At 71.0% G+C, this 21,800-nt stretch carries 17 protein-coding genes; 9 read left to right on the top strand and 8 right to left on the bottom strand.

Annotated elements, in window-relative coordinates; all coding sequences use genetic code 11:
* Positions 1–20: 20 nt before the first annotated feature.
* The 4 genes from D3869_RS28295 to D3869_RS28280 are packed head-to-tail and all read right to left on the bottom strand — an operon-like array spanning position 21 to position 3,219.
* The gene (locus D3869_RS28295; protein ID WP_137143008.1) at positions 21–1,499 is read right to left on the bottom strand and encodes a type II and III secretion system protein family protein; all 1,479 of its coding nucleotides are present in this window, start codon (positions 1,497–1,499) and stop codon (positions 21–23) included.
* 31 nt (positions 1,500–1,530) lie between these two features.
* Positions 1,531–2,409, bottom strand: coding sequence for a Flp pilus assembly protein CpaB (gene cpaB, locus D3869_RS28290; protein ID WP_247896030.1), 879 nt, complete (start codon positions 2,407–2,409; stop codon positions 1,531–1,533).
* On the bottom strand, positions 2,400–2,972 hold the full coding sequence (locus D3869_RS28285; RefSeq protein ID WP_137143007.1) for an A24 family peptidase: 573 nt from the start codon (positions 2,970–2,972) through the stop codon (positions 2,400–2,402). Before D3869_RS28285 ends, cpaB begins: the two co-directional genes overlap by 10 nt.
* 34 nt (positions 2,973–3,006) lie before the next feature.
* Positions 3,007–3,219: a Flp family type IVb pilin gene (locus D3869_RS28280; RefSeq protein ID WP_137143006.1), complete on the bottom strand. Its 213-nt coding sequence runs from the start codon at positions 3,217–3,219 to the stop codon at positions 3,007–3,009.
* A 721-nt stretch (positions 3,220–3,940) separates the two neighbouring features.
* Between D3869_RS28280 and D3869_RS28270 the strand changes: the two genes are divergently transcribed.
* The 7 genes from D3869_RS28270 (at position 3,941) to D3869_RS28240 (ending at position 12,306) form a co-directional block, all read left to right on the top strand.
* Positions 3,941–5,095, top strand: a complete 1,155-nt coding sequence (locus tag D3869_RS28270) for a cytochrome-c peroxidase (RefSeq protein WP_137143004.1) — start codon at positions 3,941–3,943, stop codon at positions 5,093–5,095.
* A 174-nt stretch (positions 5,096–5,269) separates the two neighbouring features.
* Positions 5,270–6,550, top strand: coding sequence for an imelysin family protein (locus D3869_RS28265; protein WP_137143003.1), 1,281 nt, complete (start codon positions 5,270–5,272; stop codon positions 6,548–6,550).
* Between the two features lie 182 nt (positions 6,551–6,732).
* The gene (locus D3869_RS28260; protein ID WP_137143002.1) at positions 6,733–8,004 is read left to right on the top strand and encodes a di-heme oxidoredictase family protein; all 1,272 of its coding nucleotides are present in this window, start codon (positions 6,733–6,735) and stop codon (positions 8,002–8,004) included.
* 33 nt (positions 8,005–8,037) lie between these two features.
* The gene (locus tag D3869_RS28255; RefSeq protein WP_247896029.1) at positions 8,038–9,150 is read left to right on the top strand and encodes an imelysin family protein; all 1,113 of its coding nucleotides are present in this window, start codon (positions 8,038–8,040) and stop codon (positions 9,148–9,150) included.
* 3 nt (positions 9,151–9,153) lie between these two features.
* Positions 9,154–10,278 carry a DUF1513 domain-containing protein gene (locus D3869_RS28250; RefSeq protein ID WP_137143001.1) on the top strand — a complete coding sequence of 375 codons (1,125 nt, stop codon included), beginning with the start codon at positions 9,154–9,156 and terminating at the stop codon, positions 10,276–10,278.
* Between the two features lie 153 nt (positions 10,279–10,431).
* On the top strand, positions 10,432–10,689 hold the full coding sequence (locus tag D3869_RS28245; RefSeq protein WP_094306058.1) for a hypothetical protein: 258 nt from the start codon (positions 10,432–10,434) through the stop codon (positions 10,687–10,689).
* A gap of 33 nt (positions 10,690–10,722) precedes the next feature.
* Positions 10,723–12,306, top strand: coding sequence for a gamma-glutamyltransferase family protein (locus tag D3869_RS28240; protein ID WP_175426655.1), 1,584 nt, complete (start codon positions 10,723–10,725; stop codon positions 12,304–12,306).
* A 33-nt stretch (positions 12,307–12,339) separates the two neighbouring features.
* Here D3869_RS28240 and D3869_RS28235 read toward each other — a convergent pair whose 3' ends face one another.
* The gene (locus D3869_RS28235; protein ID WP_137142999.1) at positions 12,340–13,680 is read right to left on the bottom strand and encodes an amidase; all 1,341 of its coding nucleotides are present in this window, start codon (positions 13,678–13,680) and stop codon (positions 12,340–12,342) included.
* A 164-nt stretch (positions 13,681–13,844) separates the two neighbouring features.
* Positions 13,845–14,912: an Ldh family oxidoreductase gene (locus tag D3869_RS28230; RefSeq protein ID WP_137142998.1), complete on the bottom strand. Its 1,068-nt coding sequence runs from the start codon at positions 14,910–14,912 to the stop codon at positions 13,845–13,847.
* A gap of 553 nt (positions 14,913–15,465) precedes the next feature.
* Between D3869_RS28230 and D3869_RS28225 the strand changes: the two genes are divergently transcribed.
* Positions 15,466–15,945 carry a hypothetical protein gene (locus D3869_RS28225; protein WP_137142997.1) on the top strand — a complete coding sequence of 160 codons (480 nt, stop codon included), beginning with the start codon at positions 15,466–15,468 and terminating at the stop codon, positions 15,943–15,945.
* Positions 15,946–15,984: 39 nt separating this feature from the next.
* Here the strand turns inward: D3869_RS28225 and D3869_RS28220 are convergent, their stop codons facing one another.
* Complete coding sequence (locus D3869_RS28220; protein WP_137142996.1) at positions 15,985–17,001, bottom strand: sensor domain-containing diguanylate cyclase; 1,017 nt, start codon at positions 16,999–17,001, stop codon at positions 15,985–15,987.
* 266 nt (positions 17,002–17,267) lie between these two features.
* Here D3869_RS28220 and D3869_RS28215 point away from each other — a divergent pair, with 266 nt between their 5' ends.
* Positions 17,268–18,578 (top strand): solute carrier family 23 protein, encoded by a 1,311-nt coding sequence (locus D3869_RS28215; protein ID WP_137142995.1) that lies wholly within the window; start codon positions 17,268–17,270, stop codon positions 18,576–18,578.
* Between the two features lie 53 nt (positions 18,579–18,631).
* On the opposite strand, the gene D3869_RS28210 is transcribed toward D3869_RS28215, so the two are convergent.
* Positions 18,632–21,601, bottom strand: a complete 2,970-nt coding sequence (locus tag D3869_RS28210; protein ID WP_247896028.1) for a PAS domain-containing protein — start codon at positions 21,599–21,601, stop codon at positions 18,632–18,634.
* Positions 21,602–21,800: the final 199 nt, after the last annotated feature.

Raw genomic sequence — 21,800 nt, 5'->3', positions numbered from 1 at the left:
GCGGTGCTCCGCGAAAGGGGTCATTGGAGGCTGAAGCCGGCGTCGCCGTGCAGGCGGGCGGCGCCCGGCCCGATCATCATCGGGGCGGCGCCGGAGCCGCTGCTGCCACCCGCCGGGGGCTGGAGGCTCTGGGCGCGGTTCAGGAAGATGCGCTCCACGTCGGTCGCCGCGACGAAGCCGTCGGTCGGGGCGGACAGGGCGTTGGTGGCGGACACCGGGCGGACGAGGTAGGGAGTCACGACGATGACCAGCTCCGTCTCGTTGCGGCGGAACTTGCTGGAGTGGAACAGCGCTCCCAGCACCGGCACGTCGCCCAGCCCCGGCACGGCGTCCAGAGTCGCCGAGGTGTTGTTCTGGAGCAGGCCGGCGATGGCGAAGCTTTGCCCGCTGGCCAGCTCGATGGTCGTCTCGGCGCGGCGCACCGACAGGCCGGGGATGCGGATGGAGTCGACCACGACGGCGCCGTTGTTGGTCAGCTCGCTCACCTCCGGGCGGACGCGCATGCTGATCTGGCCGGCGCCCAGCACGGTCGGGGTGAAGTCCAGGCTGACGCCGTACTTCTTGAACTGGATGGTGGTGGTGCGGTCGTACTGGGCGACCGGGATGGGGAACTCGCCGCCGGCCAGGAAGCTGGCCGTCTCGCCGGACAGGGCGGTCAGGTTCGGCTCGGCCAGCACGGTGATCAGCCCGTCCTCGGCCAGTGCGTCGACCACCGTGTTGATGTCCACCCGCCCATTGCTGGAGCGGTAGCTGCCGCCAATGGAGTTGGTTGGGGGGATGGCGCGGATCAGGTTGCCGGCGGCGTCCAGGATGGGCCGCCCGGTGGCGATCCCGAAGGCGAAGGAGCCGATGTTGAACATGCTCTCGAAATTGACGCCCAGCTCCTTGGTCACCTGGCGCGACACCTCGGCGACGCGGACCCGCAGATTGACTTGGGCCGGGGAGGCGACGGTCAGGCGGTTGGTGACGGTCTGCCCCTGCCCGACGTAGCGCTCGGCCAGCTCGACCATCTGCCGCGCCGTGGCGGGGGAGGAGACGGTGCCGGTCAGCGAGATCCCGTTGCCGGTGCTCTGCACGTCGATGGCGGCGTTAGGCACCTGGGCGACCAGCTTCGACCGCAGGTCGCCGATCGGCATGGTGACGACGACGCTGAAGGAGGCGAGCGGCTTGTTGTCCGCCGACAGGGCGTAGACGCTGGCCCGCCCCGGCGTCTTGGCGACGATGAAGAAGGCCTGCGGGCCGGACGCCTGCACGTCGGCGATCTCCGGGGCGGAGGTGAAGACGCTGGCCGCCGGGGCCGGCAGGTTGACCGGCTGCCCGCCGCCGACCTCCAGCGTGATCTCGCGGGGGCGCTGCTGCGCCTGGGGTTGCTGGGCTTGGGCGGGCGATACCGCCAGCGCCGCGAACAGCCCGGCCAGGAGGGCCGCCCCCATGATCTTGAAGACCGCGATTTTGGTGGCTGCGGCCCGGCCCCTGGTGGTTGTGATGGTCATCGTCATGGATTCGTCCCCCCTGGGTCGGCGCGCCGGTTCAGCGTTCAAGCGTTTCCGTCTTGGAGCCGCGGATGATGAGCAGCGCCGGGCGGCGGGCGGCGGGCGCCTCCGCGCTGTGGGGTGCGGGAAGCTGGCGCAGGGCGGGCGACACGTCCTCGGCCCAGGTGGGGGCGGAGGCGGGCTCCGTCTCCCCGGCGGCGAGGGCGGTCTCGTCGGCGAGCAGGCTGCGCAGCGCCAGCGACAGCTTGCCCATGGTGGCGGCGACGGTGACCGTCTCGCTCTGGCGGGCGGTGACCTCCAGCGTCACGGTGCGGGGAACGCGGCCGTCCGGCCCGCTCTTCACCATGCCGGCCTCGCCGAGCTGCTGGTCGATGGCGATGACGCGCAGGTTCTGCAGGACGGTCTCGCCGACCGCCCGGCTGCGCAGGTCGCGCCCCGCGTGGGATTCGAAATTCTGGGTCAGGATCAGGTCCACGCGGTCGCCCGGCCAGATCAGCCCGCCGGTCGCGCTGACCGCGTCCACCGCCACCGAGACGGCGCGGCTGCCCGGCGACAGGACGGCGGCGAGGAATCCGCGCTCCCCCGGCGCGACGATGTGGCCGGCCATGATCGGCTCGCCTGCCGCGAAGGACCGCCGGGTGACGGCGCCGCTGTAGGCGCTTTCCGCCACACGGCCCCGCACCATGTAGCCGTCCACCAGACGGCCCGGCGGCCAGGCCTCCCAGCGCAGGTCCTCGGCGCGCAGCAGCATGCCGGTGGAAATCGGGCGGGCGGCGACCAGCACGGAGTCCATGGGCGCCTGGGGCGCCGGGACCGCGACGGCAGCGGTCGGGGCCGGCAGCATCGAGAAGGACACGTAGCCCACCAGCGACAGCCCGACGAGCAGCAGGGACAGGAAAAGCACTCTCAGAACCATGCCGCTCCTCCGGTGGGGTTGGAGAGGGTGAGCAGCCCGCCGGCGGCCAGGGCGACGCCGTAGGGCACGGAATGGCGGGTGGCGATGCGGTGCGCCTCGGCCGCCAGGACATGGGCCATGAGGCGGACCGGCGTGGACCGGCCGCCGGAGCGGCGCAGCAGCCGGCGCGCCGGGCGCGCCTTGCGCAGGGCCAGCCATCCGGCGAGATAGAGGAGGGAGAGCACCCCGCCGGCCAGCGCGGTGGCGGTCGCGAAGGATGCGGCCCGCTCCACCCCGACCAGCAGCAGAATGGCCGAGGCCAGCTTCACGTCCCCGCCGCCCAGCCAGCCCCGCCCGTGCAGGGCGCACAGGCCCAGGAACAGCGTGGCGGCGGCGGCAAGGCTGACCCAGGGAAAGGGGGCGCCCTGCCACAGCGGAAGCGCGAGGCCGAGGGTGGCGAGGACGACGGACACCGTGTCGGGGATGATGCGCCGGCACAGGTCGTCCGCCGCCGCCCAGCCCAGCGCAAGCCCCGCCATGGGCAGCGCCAGGGAGAGGGGATCGAAGAGCGCGATCGTATCCATGGCGGGACTTTGCGTGGGAGGGGGCGGGCGGCGCTTACGGGATGGTCGTCGAGGTGCCGCTGACCGTGGTGCCGATGCCGGTGAACAGGGTGCTGACGTTGGTGCCGAAGGTGCGGGCGCCGCCGATGATCACCAGCGCGACCAGCGCCGCCGCCAGACCGTATTCAAGGGCCGTGATGCCCTTGCGATCCTTGGTCGCGGCCTGAACCGGGGAAATGATGGCGCGGATGTTGGTGAACAGGGTCATTGATTGTCTCCGTTGATAATTGTGATGCGAAGGGCTTTCGCTTCAATGCGGTGAAGCGGAGGGGTTTGATTACTGATTTTCAGGGAATGCACGGCGTCTGTGATTTGAAGGATGGCGAAGCCCGGTATTTTAATAAACCTATCGATAGGGGTAGTCCGGCGGGCCTGCGGCGTTGTCTTTGCCATTCGAAACGCAACTTTCCGCACCGCTTCCAGGCAAAGCGCGGCCACCGCCATGCGCAAAGGCGTTGCGCCAAAGAAACGGGGAGAAGAACGCCATGTGGGGAGGCGAATGACGGACGGATTGCTTTGGAAGGAAATTGTTAGAATTTGAAGTGATTATCGGATTATGCCGGGATTGCGCCGGTGTGGCGGTCGCCGCTCCCTTCGCGATGTGCGGAGCATTTGGAGTCCCGACGGTGGTGCCGCCTCACCCCGGAATGGCGGCGCGCCCTCCGGATGGCGAAGCAGAGTCGGTAGCCGGGTCGGGGTACCCTTTTCCGTCAGGCTAGAGCGCCCGCACCGGATCGTCCATCCGGGAGCAGGGGCGGACGAACGGGGCGGGGAGTTAATCCCGCCGGTCCTACGACCAGTGGCAATAGGTCGCACGTTCGTGATAATGAGAATAACTATCATCCAGGCCGAAGGGCATGGATACTGACCGGCAGGCCCCGCCATGGAGTGCGGCCGTGGGCCACCGCCGTCAAGGAGCGAGAGTCAGGATGTCATTGTTCGGCAAATATGTCGCGCCGGCCGCGGCGCTGTCCGTTCTGTTGATCGCCGGTGGCTCCGGCCTGGCGGCCGATCCGGCGGAGATTCAGAAGGCGAAGGCCGAGCTGGGCAAGGCGCTGTTCTTCGACAACAACCTGTCCTCCACCCGCAGCCAGTCCTGCGCGACCTGCCACAACCCGGAATTCGGCTTCGCCGACCCGCGCGGCGCTGCGTCGCTGGGGGCCGACGGCAAGTCGCTGGGCGACCGCAACGCGCCGACCGCCGCCTACGCCCACCTCGCGCCGCGCTTCGGCTTCAAGGCCAACGGGGTTCCCTTCGGCGGGCAGTTCCACGACGGCCGGGCCGCCACCCTTCAGGAGCAGGCCGGCGGGCCGCCGCTGAACCCCGCGGAGATGGCCATGGCCTCCAAGGCGGAGGTGCAGGGGCGGTTGAAGGAGAACGCCGATTACGCGCGGAGCTTCGTCGCCCTCTATGGCGCGGGGGTGCTGGACGACGCCGAGCGGGCCTACGACGCGATGACCGACAGCATCGCCGCCTTCGAAAAGACCGACGTCTTCTCGCCCTTCGATTCCAAGTACGACCGCTATCTGCGCGGCGAATACAAGATGACCGGCGAGGAGGAGCTGGGGATGACCCTGTTCTTCTCGCAGCAGTTCACCAACTGCAACGTCTGCCACAAGCTGAACGCGATGCCGGCGGCGACGAACGAGGTCTTCACCAACTACGAGTACCACAACATCGGCGTTCCGGTGAACGCGGAGCTGCGGGCGGCCAACGGGGTGGCGGCGACGCACATCGACCGCGGGCTGGCGGAGAATCCGGCGCTGAAAGGCCAGAAGGCGCATGAAGGGAAATTCAAGACGCCGACCCTGCGCAACGTCGCGGTGACCGGCCCCTACATGCACAACGGCGTCTTCAAGGATCTGGAGACCGTCGTCCGCTTCTACAACAAGTACAACAGCACCAAGCCGGCCGACCAGATCAACCCGGAGACCGGCAAGCCCTGGGGCAATCCGGAGGTCGCCGCCACCATCTCCATCAAGGAGTTGGAGGAGGGCCCGGCGCTCGACGACCGCCGAATCAAGGCGCTGGTCGCCTTCATGAAGACGCTGACCGACGCCCGCTACGAACCGCTGGTGAAGTGAGCATGGGCGGGCGGGGCCGTCACCATGGCCCCGCGTTCCGCCGCAAAATCGGCTGCTTGCCCCCTGCATCGCGATTGCATCTTGACAATAAGAGTGATTAGCGGCGCATGTTGAGAATGCTTCGCACTTTCATGGCTCTGACGCCAACGATCACCGACGCTTGAGGAGACCTTCATGTTCAAGCACGCCTCCGGCCTTGCCGCCGCGGCTCTCATCGCGCTGGCGCCGCTCGCCGCCGACGCCCAGACGGCCAAGCCCGCCTACAAGGACATGGTGAAGACCTACGCCGACATCGCCCAGGCCGGCTACGAGGACTCCGCCAGCACCGCCAAGGCGCTGAAGAAGGCCATCGACGCGCTGGTGGCCAACCCGTCGGAGGCGACGCTGGCCGCCGCCCGCACGGCGTGGCTGAACGCCCGCGTCCCCTACATGCAGACCGAGGCCTTCCGCTTCGGCAACCCGATCGTCGACGCCTGGGAAGGCAAGGTCAACGCCTGGCCGCTCGACGAGGGCCTGATCGACTATGTGGACGACGGCTACGCCGGCGGCGACAGCAACCCCTTCGCCAAGGCCAACGTGATCGCCAACCCGAAGATCAAGGCCGGCGACAAGACCATCGACGCCCGCAAGATCACCAAGGAGTTGCTGGCCGACACGCTGCACGAGGCCGGCAAGGTCGAGGCCAACGTGGCGACCGGCTACCACGCCGTCGAGTTCCTGCTGTGGGGCCAGGACCTGAACGGCACGGGTCCGGGCGCCGGCGCCCGCAAGGCGACCGACTACGCCAAGGGCAAGGACTGCACCAACGGCAACTGCGACCGCCGCGCCCAGTTCCTGACCGTCGCCACCCAGATGCTCGTCGAGGATCTGGAGGAGATGGCCAAGGCCTGGGGCGCCAAGGGCAAGGCCCGCGCCTCCATCGCCAAGGCCAAGGAGTCGGAGGGCGTCGCCCGCATCCTGACCGGCCTCGGCAGCCTCAGCTACGGCGAGCTGGCCGGCGAGCGCATGAAGCTCGGCCTCATGCTGCACGACCCGGAGGAGGAGCATGACTGCTTCTCCGACAACACCCACAACTCGCACTATTACGACCAGGTCGGCATGGTGAACGTCTACAACGGGCGCTACACCCGCGTGGACGGCAAGGTCGTGACCGGCCCGTCGCTGTCGCAGTATGTCGCCGCCACCGCGCCGGAGGCCGACGCCAAGGTGAAGGAGGCGATGACCGCCACCACCGCCGCGATGAAGGTCATGAAGGACACCGCCGACAGCGGCAAGATGGCCTACGACCAGATGATCGGCACCGACAACACCGAGGGCAACGCGATCATTTCGACCGCGGTGGACCGTCTGGTCGACCAGAAGAAGGCCCTGGAAGGCGTCGTCGCCGCCCTGGGCGTCTCGGTCGAGCTGGCCGGTTCGGACAGCCTCGACAACCCGTCGGCCGTCGGCAAGTAAGCCGCCGGCAAGCAATCCGGCGGCGGGTTGGCCGCCGGACCATGGGCCGCGGCCCTTCCTTCCCGCGTGGGGCGGCGTTGTCCGCTCCCCGCCGACCGCCCGCGCGGGGGGAGGGGCCGCAGCCCTGTCTTTTTCGCCTTTGTGAGATGGGGCGCTCCGCCCGACCGATGTCCGCCCGACCGATGAAAGCCCGTTTCGCCTTTCTGCTCGCCCTGCTGCCGGCCCTGCCGGCGGCGGCGGGCGACCTCGACGCCCGGATCGGCGAGAAGCTGTTCCGGCGGATGTGGGTCAGCGCCCCGACGGTGACGCACGCCAACGACGGGCTGGGACCGCTTTACGACGCCCGCTCCTGCGCCGCCTGCCACCCGGCGGCCCGCCAGGGGCGCCCGCCCGATCCCGAGACGCCCGATCCCGATTCACCCGATGGCCGCGGCGTCGGCTACGCGCTGAAGCTCAGCGGCGACCCGGTCTACGGGCGGCAGATCCAGACCAACGCGGTGCTCGGCTTCGCCATCGAGGGCAAGCCGTCCCTGAGCTACCGCGAGGAGACGGTGCGCTTTCCCGACGGCGACACGGCGACGCTGCGCCGGCCGGTGGTGACGGTCACCGACCTCAATTACGGGCCGCTGGCCGAGGCGACGGCGATCTCCGCCCGCATCGCCCCGTCCGTGCGCGGCATGGGCCTGCTGGAGCGCATTCCCGAGGCTGACATCCTGGCCGGCGCCGATCCGGAGGACCGCGACGGCGACGGCATCGCCGGGCGTCCCAACTGGGTGGCGCCGGAGGGGACGCGGCAGCTCGGCCGCTTTGGCTGGAAGGCCGTCCACCCGACGCTGCACCGCCAGAATTCGGAGGCCTTCAGCCTCGACATCGGCATGTCCACCCCGGCCTATCCCGAGCCCTGGGGCGACTGCACCCCGGCGCAGACCGAGTGCCGGAACGCCCCGCACGGCAATTCCCCGCAGTATGAGGGGCTGGAGATTCCCTCCACGGTGATCGGGCTGATCGACGGCTATCTGCGCACCCTGCCGCCGGACGGCGGGCTGGAGGCGCCGCGCGACACGGCGGGCGGCGCGCTGTTCGCCGCCACCGGCTGCGCGTCCTGCCACCGCCCCTCCTTCACCACGGCGGAGGACGCGGCGCATCCCGCGCTGTCCCGCCGCACGATCTTCCCCTACAGCGACCTGCTGCTCCACGACCTGGGCGAGGATCTGGCCGACGGCGTGGCGATGGGCGAGGCGCGGGGCCGCGACTGGCGCACGACGCCGCTGTGGGGAATGAAGCGGCTGGCCGATGCCGACGGCACACTGGCCCTGCTCCACGACGGGCGGGCGCGCAGCGTCACCGAGGCCATCCTGTGGCACGGCGGCGAGGCGGACAAGGCGCGCGGCGCCTTCATGGCCCTGCCGCGCGGCGACCGGGAAAAGTTGGTGCGTTTCGTTCTGGGGCTCTAAAGTCCACACGGTTTGAATGGCATAGGTGATGAGATGCAACGCCGCCGCATGATTGGCCTGATGTCGGCCGCCGCCCTGTCGATCCTCCTGCCGGGCCGCTTCGCCCTGGCGGCGCGGGAGCCGGCGGGAGACGCCGCCGTGCTGGGCGGTCTGGTCCGAACCCACGCCCTGCCGCGCTTCGACGCGCTGGCCGCCGCCGCCGGCATCTACGCGGAGCGGCTGGCCCAGTTCGCCGCGGCGCCGACGGCGGACGGGCTGGAGGGCTGCCGCGCCGCCCACCGCGCCGTCTACGACGCCTGGGCCGGCGTCCAGCATCTGCGCGCCGGGCCGCTGTCGACGGAGCTGCGCGCCGACCGCATCGCCTTCTGGCCGGAGCGGGCCGGGGTGGTGCAGCGTCAGATCCTCGCCATGCTGAAGACCCGCGACCCCAAGCTGCTGGAGCCGGGCGGGCTGGCCCGCCAGAGCGCCGCGGTGCAGGGGCTGACCGCGCTGGAACGGCTGCTGTTCGACGAGGGAGTCACCGCCGCGTCGTTCCAGGGCGACGAGGCCGGGCGCTTCCGCGGCGCGCTGGCCGCCGCGGTGGCCCAGAACGTCCTCGCCATCACCCGTGAGGTCCGCGACGGCTGGAAGGCGCTGGAGGCGCCGCTGTCCGCTGGGGAGCCGACCGCGCTCGGCCCCGACGCGGGGGCGGCGGTCAACGTCCTGTTCACCGGGTCGCTCACCGCCCTGCAGGTGGTCGCCGACCAGAAGCTGCTGGCGCCGCTCGGCCCCAACGCCGGGGAGGCCAAGCCGGCGGTGGCCGAGGCGCTGCGCAGCGGCCAGTCGGCGCGCAATGTCCGCATCAACCTGGAGGCGTTGCGCGCCCTGCTGCTGGGCGAGGGCGGCGGCCCCGGCCTGACCGCGCTGCTGCCCGCCGGCGACCCCGGTGCCCAGGCCCGCCGCGCGCTGGAGGAGGGCTTCACCGCCGCGATCCGCGCCGCCGAGGCGATCCCCGCGCCGATCAACGTCGCCGTCGCCGATCCGGCCAGGCGCAAGACCGTGGAGGCGACCCTGCAACGGGCCAAGGACCTCCGCAACCTGCTGACCGGCACCGTCGCGCCGCTGCTGGACATCAGCATCGGCTTCAACGAACTGGATGGAGACTGAGCGATGGACGCGACCCGCCGGGGCACTCTGTTCCTGATTGGTGGCGGTCTGCTTGGCGGCGGACTGCTCGGCGCCCTCCTGGGGCCGGCGCGGGCGGAGACCGCGGGGGGCACGCTGTTCCTCAACGCCTACGCCACCGCGGCGGCATCGCCGGAGTATGGCGTGGCGGCGCTTGACGGGGCGGGTGGCGTGCGCTTCACCACCCCGACACCGGGCCGCGCCCATGGCGTCGTCCCCCATCCGACGCGGGCCGAGGCCGTCGCCTTCGCCCGCCGTCCGGGCCGCTGGTTCATGCCGCTGTCCTTGGTTGACGGGCGTCCGGGGCCGGTGATCCGCGCGCCGGAGGACCGCCGCTTCACCGGCCACGGCGCCTTCTCCGCGGACGGGCGGCTGCTCTATGTGGCGGAGGACGACGTGCCGCGCGAGACCGGGTCGATCGGCGTCTACGACGCGATGGACGGCTACCGCCGCGTCGGCGCGATGCCGACCCACGGGCTGGGGCCGCACGAGCTTCTGATGATCGCGGACGGGACGGTCCTGGCGGTCGGCAACGGCGGCGTCATCACCCACCCGGACACCGGCCGGGCCAAGCTGAACCTGGACGAGATGGACTCCTCCATCACCTACGTCGAGGTGGCGAGCGGAAAGCTGCTCGATCAGGTCCGCCTGCCGGAGGAGCACGCCAACCTCGGCATCCGCCACATCGCCGCCTTGGCCGACGGCGGCATCGCCTTCGGCGCGCAGGACGAGCGGCCCGTCGGCATGCTCCAGCCGCTGACCGGCACGCACCGTCCGGGCGGCGGCGCGGTCCGCCTGTTCGAGACTCCGGGCGACGAGCTGTCCCGCTTCGAGGGCTACATCGGCAGCGTCGCGGCCGACAAGGGCAAGGTCGCGGCCAGCTCGCCCAAGGGCGGCATCATCGGGCTGTGGGACGACGCCACCGGCGCGTGGCTGGGGTCGGCGGCGCTGCCCGACGGCTGCGGCATCGCCCCGGACGGCGACGGCTTCCTGGCGAGCAGCGGGCTGGGCAACCTCCGGACGGTCGGCGCGGCGCCGGACCTGCCGGGCGAGGGACTGCGGCTGGCCGACTTCCGCTGGGACAATCACATGACTCGTTTTGCCATATGACGCGCATCGCCACCTGACGCGCGTCGCCGTATGACGCGCCGTTCGTAAGGCTTCCTATGAAAAAGCGCCGGGCGGCGGCCTGTACGGTGGCCCGCCGCCCGCGGTGCTGATAGGCTTGGCGACACTGCCGCCAAGACACTGCCGCCGGACGCCATGATCGTCGATGAATATCTGGGGTTTCGCGCCGGGGACGAGGTTCTGGACCTAGCGGAGCTGACCGCCGGAACCGCGCGCATCAAGGAACTTCACCTCGTGCCCAGCGACTGGGCGAACGGGCCGACCGTCATCGCCGTGATGGTCAACGGCGCCGAGCGGTACGTCATCCAGCTCAAGAAGGTGCAGATCCACGCCGCGAAGGAGCCGGAGACCCGGAACCGCCGCGTCATCCCCCTGCGCCGCGACCCGCACTGACCCGTTTCCCGTCCCGGAGGGCGCCCCGTCGTGATTCGTGACTTCTGCCGGCCCGGACGGTCGGCGCTGGTGGCGACGGAGGCCGCGGTGGCCACCTCGCACCCGCTGGCGAGCGCGGCGGCGCTGGAGATCCTGGCGGCGGGCGGCAACGCCGTGGACGCGGCCATCGCCGCCGTCGCGGTGCAATGCGTGGTCGAGCCGCACATGACCGGCATCGGCGGCGACGGATTCGCCCTCTACGCCCCGGCGAACGGGCCGGTGGTCGCCCTGAACGGCAGCGGACGCGCCCCCGCCGCCGCGAGCGTGGAGCGTCTGGCCGGGCTGGGCGTCACCGGCGAGATCCCGCGCCACGGCGCCCACGCGGTCACCGTGCCGGGCGCTGTCGCCGCATGGACGCGGCTCCACGCCGACCACGGGCGGCTGCCGCTCGACCGGGTCTTCCGCCGCGCCATCCGCTACGCCGAGGAGGGCTACGGCGTCTCCCCGCGGGTGGCCCAGGACTGGGCGGCGGCGGTCCCCCTGCTGGCGGCGGACGAGGGTTGCCGCGGCGTCTTCCTGCCCGGAGGCCGCGCGCCGCGCGCCGGGGAGCGCCACGCCCAGCCCCTGCTCGGCCAACGGCTGCGGGACATCGCGGCGCACGGGGCGGCCGCCTTCTACACGGGGGCTACGGCGGAGTCGCTGGTCGGCTTCCTGCGCGCCCGCGGCGGGCTGCACACGCTGGACGACTTCGCGGCGGCGCAGGACGGGGCGGAGTATGTGACGCCCATCGCCACCGACTACCGCGGCTACGAGATCCTCGAGTGCCCGCCGAACGGCCAGGGCCTCGCCGCGCTGATGATCCTGAACGCGCTGGGCGGCTTCGACCTGTCGCCGTCGGTCGGCGACGCCGACCGCCACCATCTGCAGGCCGAGGCGACCAAGCTCGCCTACCATCACCGGGACGTTCTGGTGGGGGAGGGCGGTCCGGAGGCCGCCGCGGCGCTGCTGTCGGCGGAGGCTACGGCGGCGCTGCGCCGCCGCATCGACCCGGCCCGCGCCCAGGCCCCCACGCTGTGGACGGAAGCGGAGCACAAGGACACGGTCTGCCTCAGCGTCGTCGACCGCGACGGCAACGCCATCTCCTTCATCAACTCGATCTTCCACAGCTTCGGCAGCGTGCAGCTCGACCCGGCGACCGGCGTCCTCCTGCACAGCCGCGGCACCTCCTTCCGCCTGACCGAGGGGCACCCCAACGCCCTGGCGCCGCGGCGCCGCCCGCTGCACACCATCATCCCCGGCCTGATCCGCAAGGACGGGCGCGCGGTCTGCCCCTTCGGGGTGATGGGCGGCCATTATCAGGCGGCCGGGCACGGCGCCTTCGTGTCGGCGGTGCTCGACCGCGGGCTGGACGTACAGACGGCAATCGACCAGCCGCGCAGCTTCGCCTTCAACGGCGTGCTGGAAATCGAACCCACCGTGGCGGAGGACACCGCGGCGGAACTGGCGCGCCGCGGCCACGCGGTGGTCCGCCGGGACGAGCCGATGGGCGGCGGTCAGGCGATCTGGATCGACCACGCGGCCGGCCTGCTGATCGCCGGCTCGGACCACCGCAAGGACGGCTGCGCCCTGGGATTTTGATGGGGGCGGGCTTGGTGCGCCGCCCCCCTCGCGTCAGGCGCCCACCACCGGCTCCACCGCGGCGGCGATGGACAGCAGGCGGCGATCGGCCCCCGCAGCACCCACCAGCATCAGGCCGCTGGGCAGGTCACCGGCCCGCTGCATCGGCAGGCTGATGGCGCAGCGGTCCAGGAAGTTGAACAGGGCGCAGTTGCGCAGCAGCAGCAGGTTCAGCCGCGAGAATTCAGCGTCCTCCGCGAAGGCGTCGATGCGCGGCGCCAGCAGCGGCACGGTCGGCATCAGCAGCGCGTCGTAGTCCGCCGTGATCCGGTCGGTGCGGGCGATCAGGTCGGCGCGGCGTTGCGCCACCTCGATGTAATCGGCGGCGCTCATGGTCTGGCCGCGCTCGATGCGGACGCGGACGCGCGGGTCGTAGAGGTCGCCCTTCTCGGCCAGCAGGTCGCGGTGCCAGTGGGCGGCCTCCGCCGCGGGCAGCCCGCCCTTGGCGTTGGCCGGGCCGATCTCCGCCAGCTCCGCCATGGGAATCTCGACGATGCGCGCCCCGGCCTCGGACAGGCGGCGGCAGGCGGCGTCGAAGGCGCCGGCCACCGCGTCCTCCATGCCGTCGAGGACCACCGTCTGGGGCACGGCGAAGCGCAGCCCGGCCAGCCCGACCGGCGGCGGCACCCACTCCGCCTCGCCGGCCAGGACGGCGTCGGCGATGGCGCAGCACTCCACCGTGCGGGCGAGCGGCCCGATGGAATCCAGCGACCAGGACAGCGGCAGGGCGCCGCGCAGCGACACCCGGCGCTGCGTCGGCTTGAAGCCGACGATGCCGCAGAGCGCCGCCGGGATGCGGATCGAGCCGCCGGTGTCGGTGCCCAGCGCCAGCGGGACATGGCCGGCCGCCACCGACACCCCGGCGCCCGACGACGAGCCGCCGGGGATGCGCGCGGGATCGGCGGGGTTGCCGGGCGTGCCGTAATGCGGGTTGATGCCGACGCCGGAGAAGGCGAACTCCGTCATGTTGGTGCGGCCCACCACCACCGCCCCGGCGGCGCGCAGCCGGGCCACCGCGTCGGCGTCGCGGCTGGCCGGGGCGGCGCCGTCCAGCGCCCGCGACCCGGCCCGCGTGACGTGCCCGGCCTCGTCGAACAGGTCCTTGACCGAGATCGGCAGGCCGGCCAACGGGGAGGGGTGCTGCCCGGCCCGGCGCAGCAGGTCCTGGGCGTCGGCCGCCGCGCGGGCTTGCTCGGCGTGCAGGGCGGTGTAGGTCTTGCGCGCCTCCTCGCCCCCGGCCGCGATGGCGGCGAGGGCGGAGTCGACGAGCTGGCGGCTGGTGGTGGCGCCAGTGTCGAGTTGGCGGGACAGGGTGGCGATGGTGGGCGTCGTCATGGCGGGAACCGACCGGGTTTGAAGAAGGGAAGGGGCGTCATACGGCCGGCGCATGAACGGTTCCATGATCGGCCGGCCGTATGACCCTTTCGCACATGGCTGCGCCATGTGCTGTCGGGTTTGAACCGAAGGCGTTTGATGGAGGCCATCAATCGCCTTCGGTATCAGGCGTCGCCGGCCAGGGCGCGCAGCTCGGCCAGCCGGGCGGGGGGCAGCGGGATGCCGTCGCGCAGGGTGCGGGCGCGGCGGGCGTAGCGGCGCTCGCCCGGCATGCGGTCCTGCCCCGCTTCCTTGACGTTCCCGATCAGGCCGGCGACGCGGTCGGCGAAGGCGCCGGTCCCGCCGCGCTCCGGGTCGATGACGATGAAGAGCTGGCCGGTGCAGGGCGTCTCGGCGCCGGGATGGGCCGACCAGTCGACCTCGCGCGAGTATTTGCCGCCGGTCAGCGCCGCCGCCAGAACCTCGATCATGAAGGCGATGGAGCCGCCCTTGTGGCCGCCGAAGGGCAGCAGGGCGCCGCCGTCGAGAACGGCCTTGGGGTCGGTGGTCGGCTTGCCGTCGCGGTCCACGCCCGAGCCGGCGGGGATGGTGTGTCCCTCGCGCGCCGCGATGCGCACGTCGCCGTTGGCCATGGAGCTGGCCGCCTGGTCGAACACCATCGGGTCGCCGCCGGCCACCGGGGTGGCGAAGGCCATCGGGTTGGTGCCGTAGACCGCGGCCTTGCCGCCCGGCGGCACGACGCAGGCGAAGCTGTTGACGAAGGAGAGCGCCACCAGCCCCTCCCGCGCGAAGGGCTCGACGTCCGGCCACAGGGCGCTGAAATGGTGGGAGTTGCGGATCGCCATCACGGCGACGCCGTTGTCGCGCACCATCCCCAGGAAACGGTCGCGTGCGGCCAGGAAGGCGGGCTGGGCGAAACCGTTGGCGGCGTCGACGCGCAGGAAGGCGGGACCGGCCTCCTCCACCGTCGGTTCGGCCCGCCCGTCCACCCAGCCGCTCTTCAGCGAGCCGACATAGCCGGGGATGCGGAACACGCCGTGGCTGGTCGAGCCGTCGCGCTCGCAGGACGCGCAGTTCTCCGCCAGGATCGCCGCCACCCGCTCCGACGTGCCGTGGCGCCGGAAGATGCGCTCCAGCAGCGCCACCAGATCGGCGAAGGCGACCGGCGTTCCGGTTTCCGCCGTCTGGGCGAAGGCCGCGGCGGCGCGGCGGCTGGGGGTCTCGTCACTCATGCTCGTCCCTTCCGGTTCTCGTGTTCTTCTTGCGGGCGCCCCGGACTCTTGCCGGTCCGCTGGTCGCCGGGCGCACCATAGCGCGCGGCGGCAGGGCGGGTGAAAGGGAATGGCGTCCGCGTGTCCGCAATCCGGCCCCGCGGGCGTCGGAATGAAGGGCTGGCTTCGTTCGTAATCCTGAATGTGCGTAAATATAACCAACTGACTTTGTTGGCGAATCGGGCAGCGGCGGGGAACCATGACGCCGCCGGGCCCGTTGTCTGGGGGCCTGCCGACCGACGGCGCATCCACCGATCGCCACGGTGCTCCGGCACGGAGGAGCGGCAAATTGCCGCGGCCATCGCCACGCGGGTGTGAAAGCGCGCGGAATCAGCCCTGCCATGCTTCCGGTGGGTGTTGACGGGCCGATGTTGCGGTGCACAATAAACAACGAACCGGGCGAGACCGTGAGGTGCTTGTCCTGGATCAACGTCACGGGCCTGCCTTCCTGTCAAACAGACGGGGACACGCGGACGCCGGTTGCAGCGGTTGAGTGTTTTGTAGAGGGACCACGATGCGCGATCATTCCAGCCGTCACGGTGATTCCGGTTTCGATTCCGGCGTCCTCTGGGGAACCTCCATCGCTGGCATCGCGCTGTCCGGCCTCATGGCGTTCACCTGGAACCCCGCGGACGCCTCGTCGTCCGGACCGGCCACGGCGATCATCGACCGCGGCGCCCACCAGCTCGACCACGCCGCCTGCACGGAGGCGCTGTCGACCCTGCTGGCCCGCTTCCGCGACAACCCGGACGTCCTGTGGGTGTGGGTGGAGCAGAGCGTTCCGGCGGGCCACGGGCTGGTCGTTCGGACCAAGGCCACCTCGGTGTCGCCCGACGCGCCGCGGCCCTACGCCGTCCGTCCAAACGCCGCCGTGAATCCGGAACAGGCCTGCGGCTTCACCAGCAATTCGGTCCACGCGCTGTCGATGGGCGGCATCGCCCAGCCCTACGAGGTGACCGCCCCCGATCCGTGGAGCGTGGCCGGCGGCCCATAAGGCGCCGGCAACCACCGCGGGCGGCGCCCGGCTCCGGCCTCAGGCCCGGGCGGCCCGCCGGATCTTCTTCTGCACATACATGGCGGCGTCGGCGGCGCGCAGCGCGTCGTCGGGCGTCGTGGTGCCGGGGTCGGCGCTGACCACCCCGACGCTCGCCCCCGGATAGTCAAAGGCGCAACCGCCCAGGCGATAGGCGCCGCGGATCAGCGGCATTACCCGATCGCGCAGAGCGTCGGCGGCGTCGTCCCCCTCGGCGCCGGGCGTGGCGCCCATGCCGACGATGATGAACTCGTCGCCGCCCAGCCGGCCCAGCGTGTCCCCCGCCCGCAAACCCGCGCCGATGCGCTGCCCCACCTGGGTCAGGAATTCGTCGCCGGCCTCGTGCCCGTGGGTGTCGTTGATGGCCTTGAAGCCGTCCAGATCGATGAAACCGATCAGCACGCTCTGGCCGGCCCGTTCGGCCATGCCGAACAGGCGGTGCAGTTCCGCGACCACGGCGCGCCGGTTCGGCAGGCCGGTCAGCGCGTCGGTGTAGGAATAGGATTCCAGGGCCGCGTTCAACTCCCGGAACTGCGTCAGGAGCTGTTCGCGCTGGATGTGGAGGGCGATCAGCGAGGCGAACAGGCGCAGCACCTGCTCCCCCTTGGGGGTCAGCGGCTTGCGCTCCGAACTGGCGGCGCAGAGCGTGCCGAACAGGCTGCCGTCGTCGAGATGGACGGGCGTGCTGACATAGGTGCGGATGCCCAGCGCCGCCGCCGCCTCGGAGTCGCCCCAGCAGCCGGGCACGTCGTCGGTGTAGAGCTTCCCCTCGTCGAGCGCCCGCTTGCACAGCGTGCCCTCCCACGGAACGGCCAGCCCTTCGGGAATGGTCAGGGTCTTGGTGTTGCAGGAGAAGAGGATGCGTTGGATGCCGTGCTCCAGCTCGATCCTGGTGAGGTAGGTGGCCTCCAGCTCCGTCACCAGTTCCAGAAGCGACAGCAGGGGCCGGGTCAGTTCCTCCACCGTCTTCGCCGACGAAAGGGTGTCTGTAAGTTGTGCAAACAGTTCGTCGGCCATGCGTCCAACCACTCAAGAATCAAGCGTTCAAACCCGCACCGCGTGCAAAAGCGCAGTTTTATGTCCGATAACGGGAATTTTCATCAAACTTCATACTAACGAATGGCCTATGGCGAGGCAACGAAGGAATGATTTCACGCCTATGACGGCGCCGTTGGGGCCTGCGGGCGCCTTGTGCCGAAAAATACCGCATGGTGGCGTTTGACCGGGCAGGCCGTCGCGGAGTAACCCTTGCCGCGCAACCACCGATACGGGAACCGCAGTTCATGACAGCCCCGCGCGACCGGGTGCTGGACGTCCACGACCGTCCGCCCCCGGCCACCTTTCTCCTGCTCAGCCTCCAACACCTGTTCGCCATGTTCGGCGCCAACGTGCTGGTGCCGATCCTCACCGGCCTCGACCCGTCGGTGGCGCTCGTCACCAGCGGCCTGGGCACCCTGATCTATCTGGCCTTCACCAAGTGGCGGCTGCCTGCCTATCTGGGCTCCTCCTTCGCTTTCATCGGCCCGATCGTCGCCGCCACCCAGATCGGCGGCACCGGCGGCGCGCTGGTCGGGGCCTGCGCGGCGGGCGCCGTCTATGTTGCCGTCGCCCTGCTGATCCGCGCCTTCGGCGTGCGCTGGCTGCTGGCCATCCTGCCGCCCATCGTCGTCGGGCCGGTGATCGTGGTGATCGGCCTCGGCCTCGCCTCGGTCGCGGTGGGCATGGCGCAGAACACCGCGGGCGGCGGCGAGTACAGCCTGCCGCATTTCCTGCTGGCGCTGGCGACGCTGGGCAGCATCTTCCTCTACTCCATCGTGCTGCGCGGTTTCTTCACGGTGGTGCCGATCCTGCTGGGCATCCTGACCGGCTATGTCCTGGGCGTGGTCTTCGGCATGGTGGACTTCGGGCCGGTCGCCGCCGCGCCCTTCCTGCGCATGCCCGACTTCCACCTGCTGTTCTCCGGCATGAAGGAGGGCGTGTCGGCCTGGGCGATGATCCTGCTGGTGGCGCCGGTGGCGCTGGTCACCATCGCCGAGCACATCGGTGGGCAGATCGTGCTGAGCCGCGTCGTCGGCCGCAACTTCATCGCCGATCCCGGCCTGCACCGCTCGGTGTTCGGCGACGGCGTGGCGACCATGGTGGCGGGCGCGCTGGGCGGTCCCCCGGCGACCACCTACGGCGAGAACATCGGCGTGCTGGCGGTGACCCGCGTGTTCAGCGTGTGGGTGATCGGCGGGGCCGCGACGCTCGCCATCATCCTGGGCTTCGTGGGCAAGCTGTCGGCCTTCCTGTCGAGCATCCCCACGGCGGTGATGGGCGGCGTGTCCATCGCCCTGTTCGGCGTCATCGCCTCCTCGGGCATCCGCACGCTGATCGAGGGCAAGGTTGATCTGGGCAACAAGCGCAACCTGCTGATCTCCTCGACCATCCTGGTCATCGGCATCGGCGGGGCGTCGCTGAAGTTCGGCGACGGCGGCTTCGTCGTCTCCTCGATGGCGCTGTCGGCGGTGATGGGGGTCGTTCTGAACGCGGTCCTGCCGGGCCGCGGCACCGGCGGCGACGCCGAGGCCATCCTGTCCTCCGACCACATCTGAACAACCGGATCGCGGCCGGCCAAGGCGGAGTCCCCCTGGGGGCTCCGCCTTTTCTATTCCCTGATCTTGTATGCCTCGATTTCGCCCATCAGGATCGCGTCGATCCGCCCGACCAGATCGTCGATCCGGTAGGGCTTCGCCAGCACCGGGATGCCGGTGGCGCGGGCGATGTCCTCGCTGTAGCCGGTCGCCAGGATGACCGGCAGGCCGGGCCGCCGCTCGCGGGCTTCGCGCGCGAGGTCGATGCCGCTCATCCCGCCGGGCATCACCACGTCGCTCAGCAGCACGTCGACTCCGTCGTCCGTCAGGTGGGGCAGCGCCTCCTCGGCGTTGGCGGCGGACAGCACGGCGAACCCGGCATCCTCCAGAGCCGTGCTGACGGTCATGGCGACGATGGGGTCGTCCTCGACCACCAGGATGCGGCCGTGGCGCCGCCCGCCGCCCGGCGGCGGGACGATGGCGGCGGGAAGGGTGGGCTCCTCCGCCGGAGCCACGGCGGAGCGGCGAAGCAGAAGATGCACCGTCGTGCCGCGGTCCGGCGCGCTGTCGATCCAGGCGGTGCCGCCGGCCTGCCGGGCGAGGCCGTAGACCTGGGCCAGCCCCAGACCCGTCCCCTTGCCGAGGTCCTTGGTCGTGAAGAACGGCTCGAAGGCGCGGGCGGCCACCGTGGCGGGCATGCCGCAGCCGGTGTCCGACACGGACAGGCGCAGGAACTCGCCCTCCACCCCCCGCGGATCGCCGGGGGGGAACACGGCGTTGACCGCCTCCACCGTCAGCCGCCCGCCGGCCGGCATGGCGTCGCGCGCGTTGACGGCGAGGTTGATGACCGCCAGCTCGAACTGGGTCGGGTCCACCTCGACGGGCCAGAGATCGTCGGCGAGGCGCAGGTCCAGGGCGATGTCGGCGCGCAGCGCCCGCTCCAGCAGGGCCGACATGGCGAGCACCCGGTCGCGCACGCCGATGGATTCCGGGCGCAGGCTGTCGCGCCGGGCGAAGGCCATGAGCTGCTGCACAAGCTTGGCCCCGCGGCCCACCGCCTGCTGCCCGGCGTCGATCAGGGCGTGGACCTGCGGCTCCTCCGTGCGGCGCCCGATCATCGACAGGCATCCCTCCAGAGCCTGGAGGAGGTTGTTGAAGTCGTGCGCCACGCCGCCGGTCAACTGGCCGACCGCCTCCATCTTCTGGGCTTGGCGAAGCTGATCCTCGGTCTGCCGCAGGGCGGCGTCGGCTTCCTTCTGGGCGGTGATGTCGCGGCCCACGGCGTGGATGAAACGGTCGTCCGGCACGGCGACCCAGGACAGCCAGAGATAATGACCGTCCTTGTGGCGGTAGCGGTTCTCGAAGCGGTGCGTGGTTTGCCCGGTGCCCAGCCGCGCCGCTTCGGCCCGCGTGCGCTCCAGATCGTCCGGATGCACGAAGTCAAAGAAGCTGCGCGCCGCCAGCTCTTCTTCCGTCCAGCCCAGCAGGCTGGTCCAGGCCGGATTGACGGCGTGGATGGTGCCGTCGAAGCGCGCCACCAGCATGACGTCGGTGGACAGGCGCCACATGCGGTCGCGGTCGGCGGTGCGTTCGGCGACGCGCTGCTCCAGCGTGGCGTTCAGGTCGCGCAGCGCGTCCTCGGCGTGCTTGGCCTCGGTGACGTCGCTGCCTTCGCAGAAGATCCCGGTCACCCGCCCGAGGGCGTCCTTGATCGGCTGGTAGATGAAGGTGATGAAGCGTTCCTCGACCGGGGCGCCGGGGTGGCGGGCGACGCGCACCGGCAGGGCATGCCCGACGAAGGGCTTCCCGCTGTCGTACACGCGGCCCAGCAACTCGAAGAAGCCCTGCCCGGCGACCTCCGGCATGGCCTCGTGCACCGGCTTGCCGATCAGGGGGCGGTCGCCGACCAGTCGCCGGTAGGAATCGTTGGCCAGTTCGAACACATGGTCCGGGCCGCGCAGCACGCACATGAAGTTGGGCGACTGCCGGAAGAGGTCGCGCATCTGCTCCCCCTCCGCGGCCAGCCGGGCGCTGGCGCGGTGCAGCGATTCTTCCGCCTGGGCGCGCTCCAGCGCCGACCATGTGCGTTCCGCCACCTCCTCCACCAGCTGGACCTCGCCCGGGTGCCAGTGCCGGGGCTTCCGGTCGTGGACATAGAGGGCGGCGACCATCCGCCCGTTCTTGATCAGACTGGTGGTGATGGCGGAGGCGATGTTCAGCCCGGCGAAGGCGGCCTGCCGGTCCGGCGCGGCGAAGCGCGGGTCCGCAGTGGCGTCGTTGATGGTCAGTGTCCCGCCGCTGCGCAGCGTGTCGAGAAGCTCCGGTCCGAAGCTCAGCAGGTCATGGGTGCCGGCCTGATGGTCGACGCTGCCGTCGGTCCAGTTCCGCTCCGTCGTGAAGAAGCGGGCGGTTTCGTCGACCACGCCGTAACCGACGCGGCTGACCCCCAGGTGACGGCCCAGGGCCTCCTCCGCCGCCGCGGCCACGGCGAACGGGCTGGAAAGCTGGCGCAGCCGGGTCTCCAGCTTCAGGTGGAAGTCGGTGCGCCGGGCGGCGAGCACCTGCGAGGTCGTCTCGATGGCGGCGCAGAACATCCCCGGGATGCGCCCGTCCTCGCCGCGCACCGGGGTGTAGGAGAAGGTGAACCAGGCGTCTTCGCGGAAGCCCCGGCGCTCCATCGGGATCAGCAGATCCTCGTACCAGGACGCCTCGCCGGACAGCGTGCGGTCGACCAGCGGCTTGATCTGCGGCCAGATGTCCCACCACACCTCGGCGAAGGGACGGCCAAGCGCCTCCGGGTGCTTGGCCCCGAAGATCGGCACGTAGCCGTCGTTGTAGAGGAAGGACAGCTCCGGCCCCCAGGCCACGAACATCGCCTGCCGGGAGGACAGGACGACGCTGACGATGGTGCGCAGGCTCTGCGGCCAGCCCTCCGGCGGGCCGAGCGCCGTGGACGCCCAGTCGTGGGAGCGCATCCGCTCTCCCATCTCGCCTCCGCCGGACAGGAAATCCAGGTCGCCCCCGAGCACCGGCAGGTCCGTCATGCACCGGCCCCGCGGGTTTTGCACGGAATAGTGGCTTGGATTTTGCGGATGCTATCGTCGGTCGTGGCTTTCATCGAGCGTTCTGGCCGAGGCGAGGTTGCGTCTGGTGTCTTAACACACGACGCCTGGAAAGATAGCCCGCCGAAGGGCGGTCTTCCCTAAACGTTCCGGCCGATGCGACCTCCGCGCCACGGTGCGG

It is taken from the genome of Azospirillum brasilense, assembly GCF_005222205.1.
GTDB lineage: Bacteria > Pseudomonadota > Alphaproteobacteria > Azospirillales > Azospirillaceae > Azospirillum > Azospirillum brasilense_G.
This window is presented reverse-complemented; position numbering and strand designations above follow the sequence as displayed.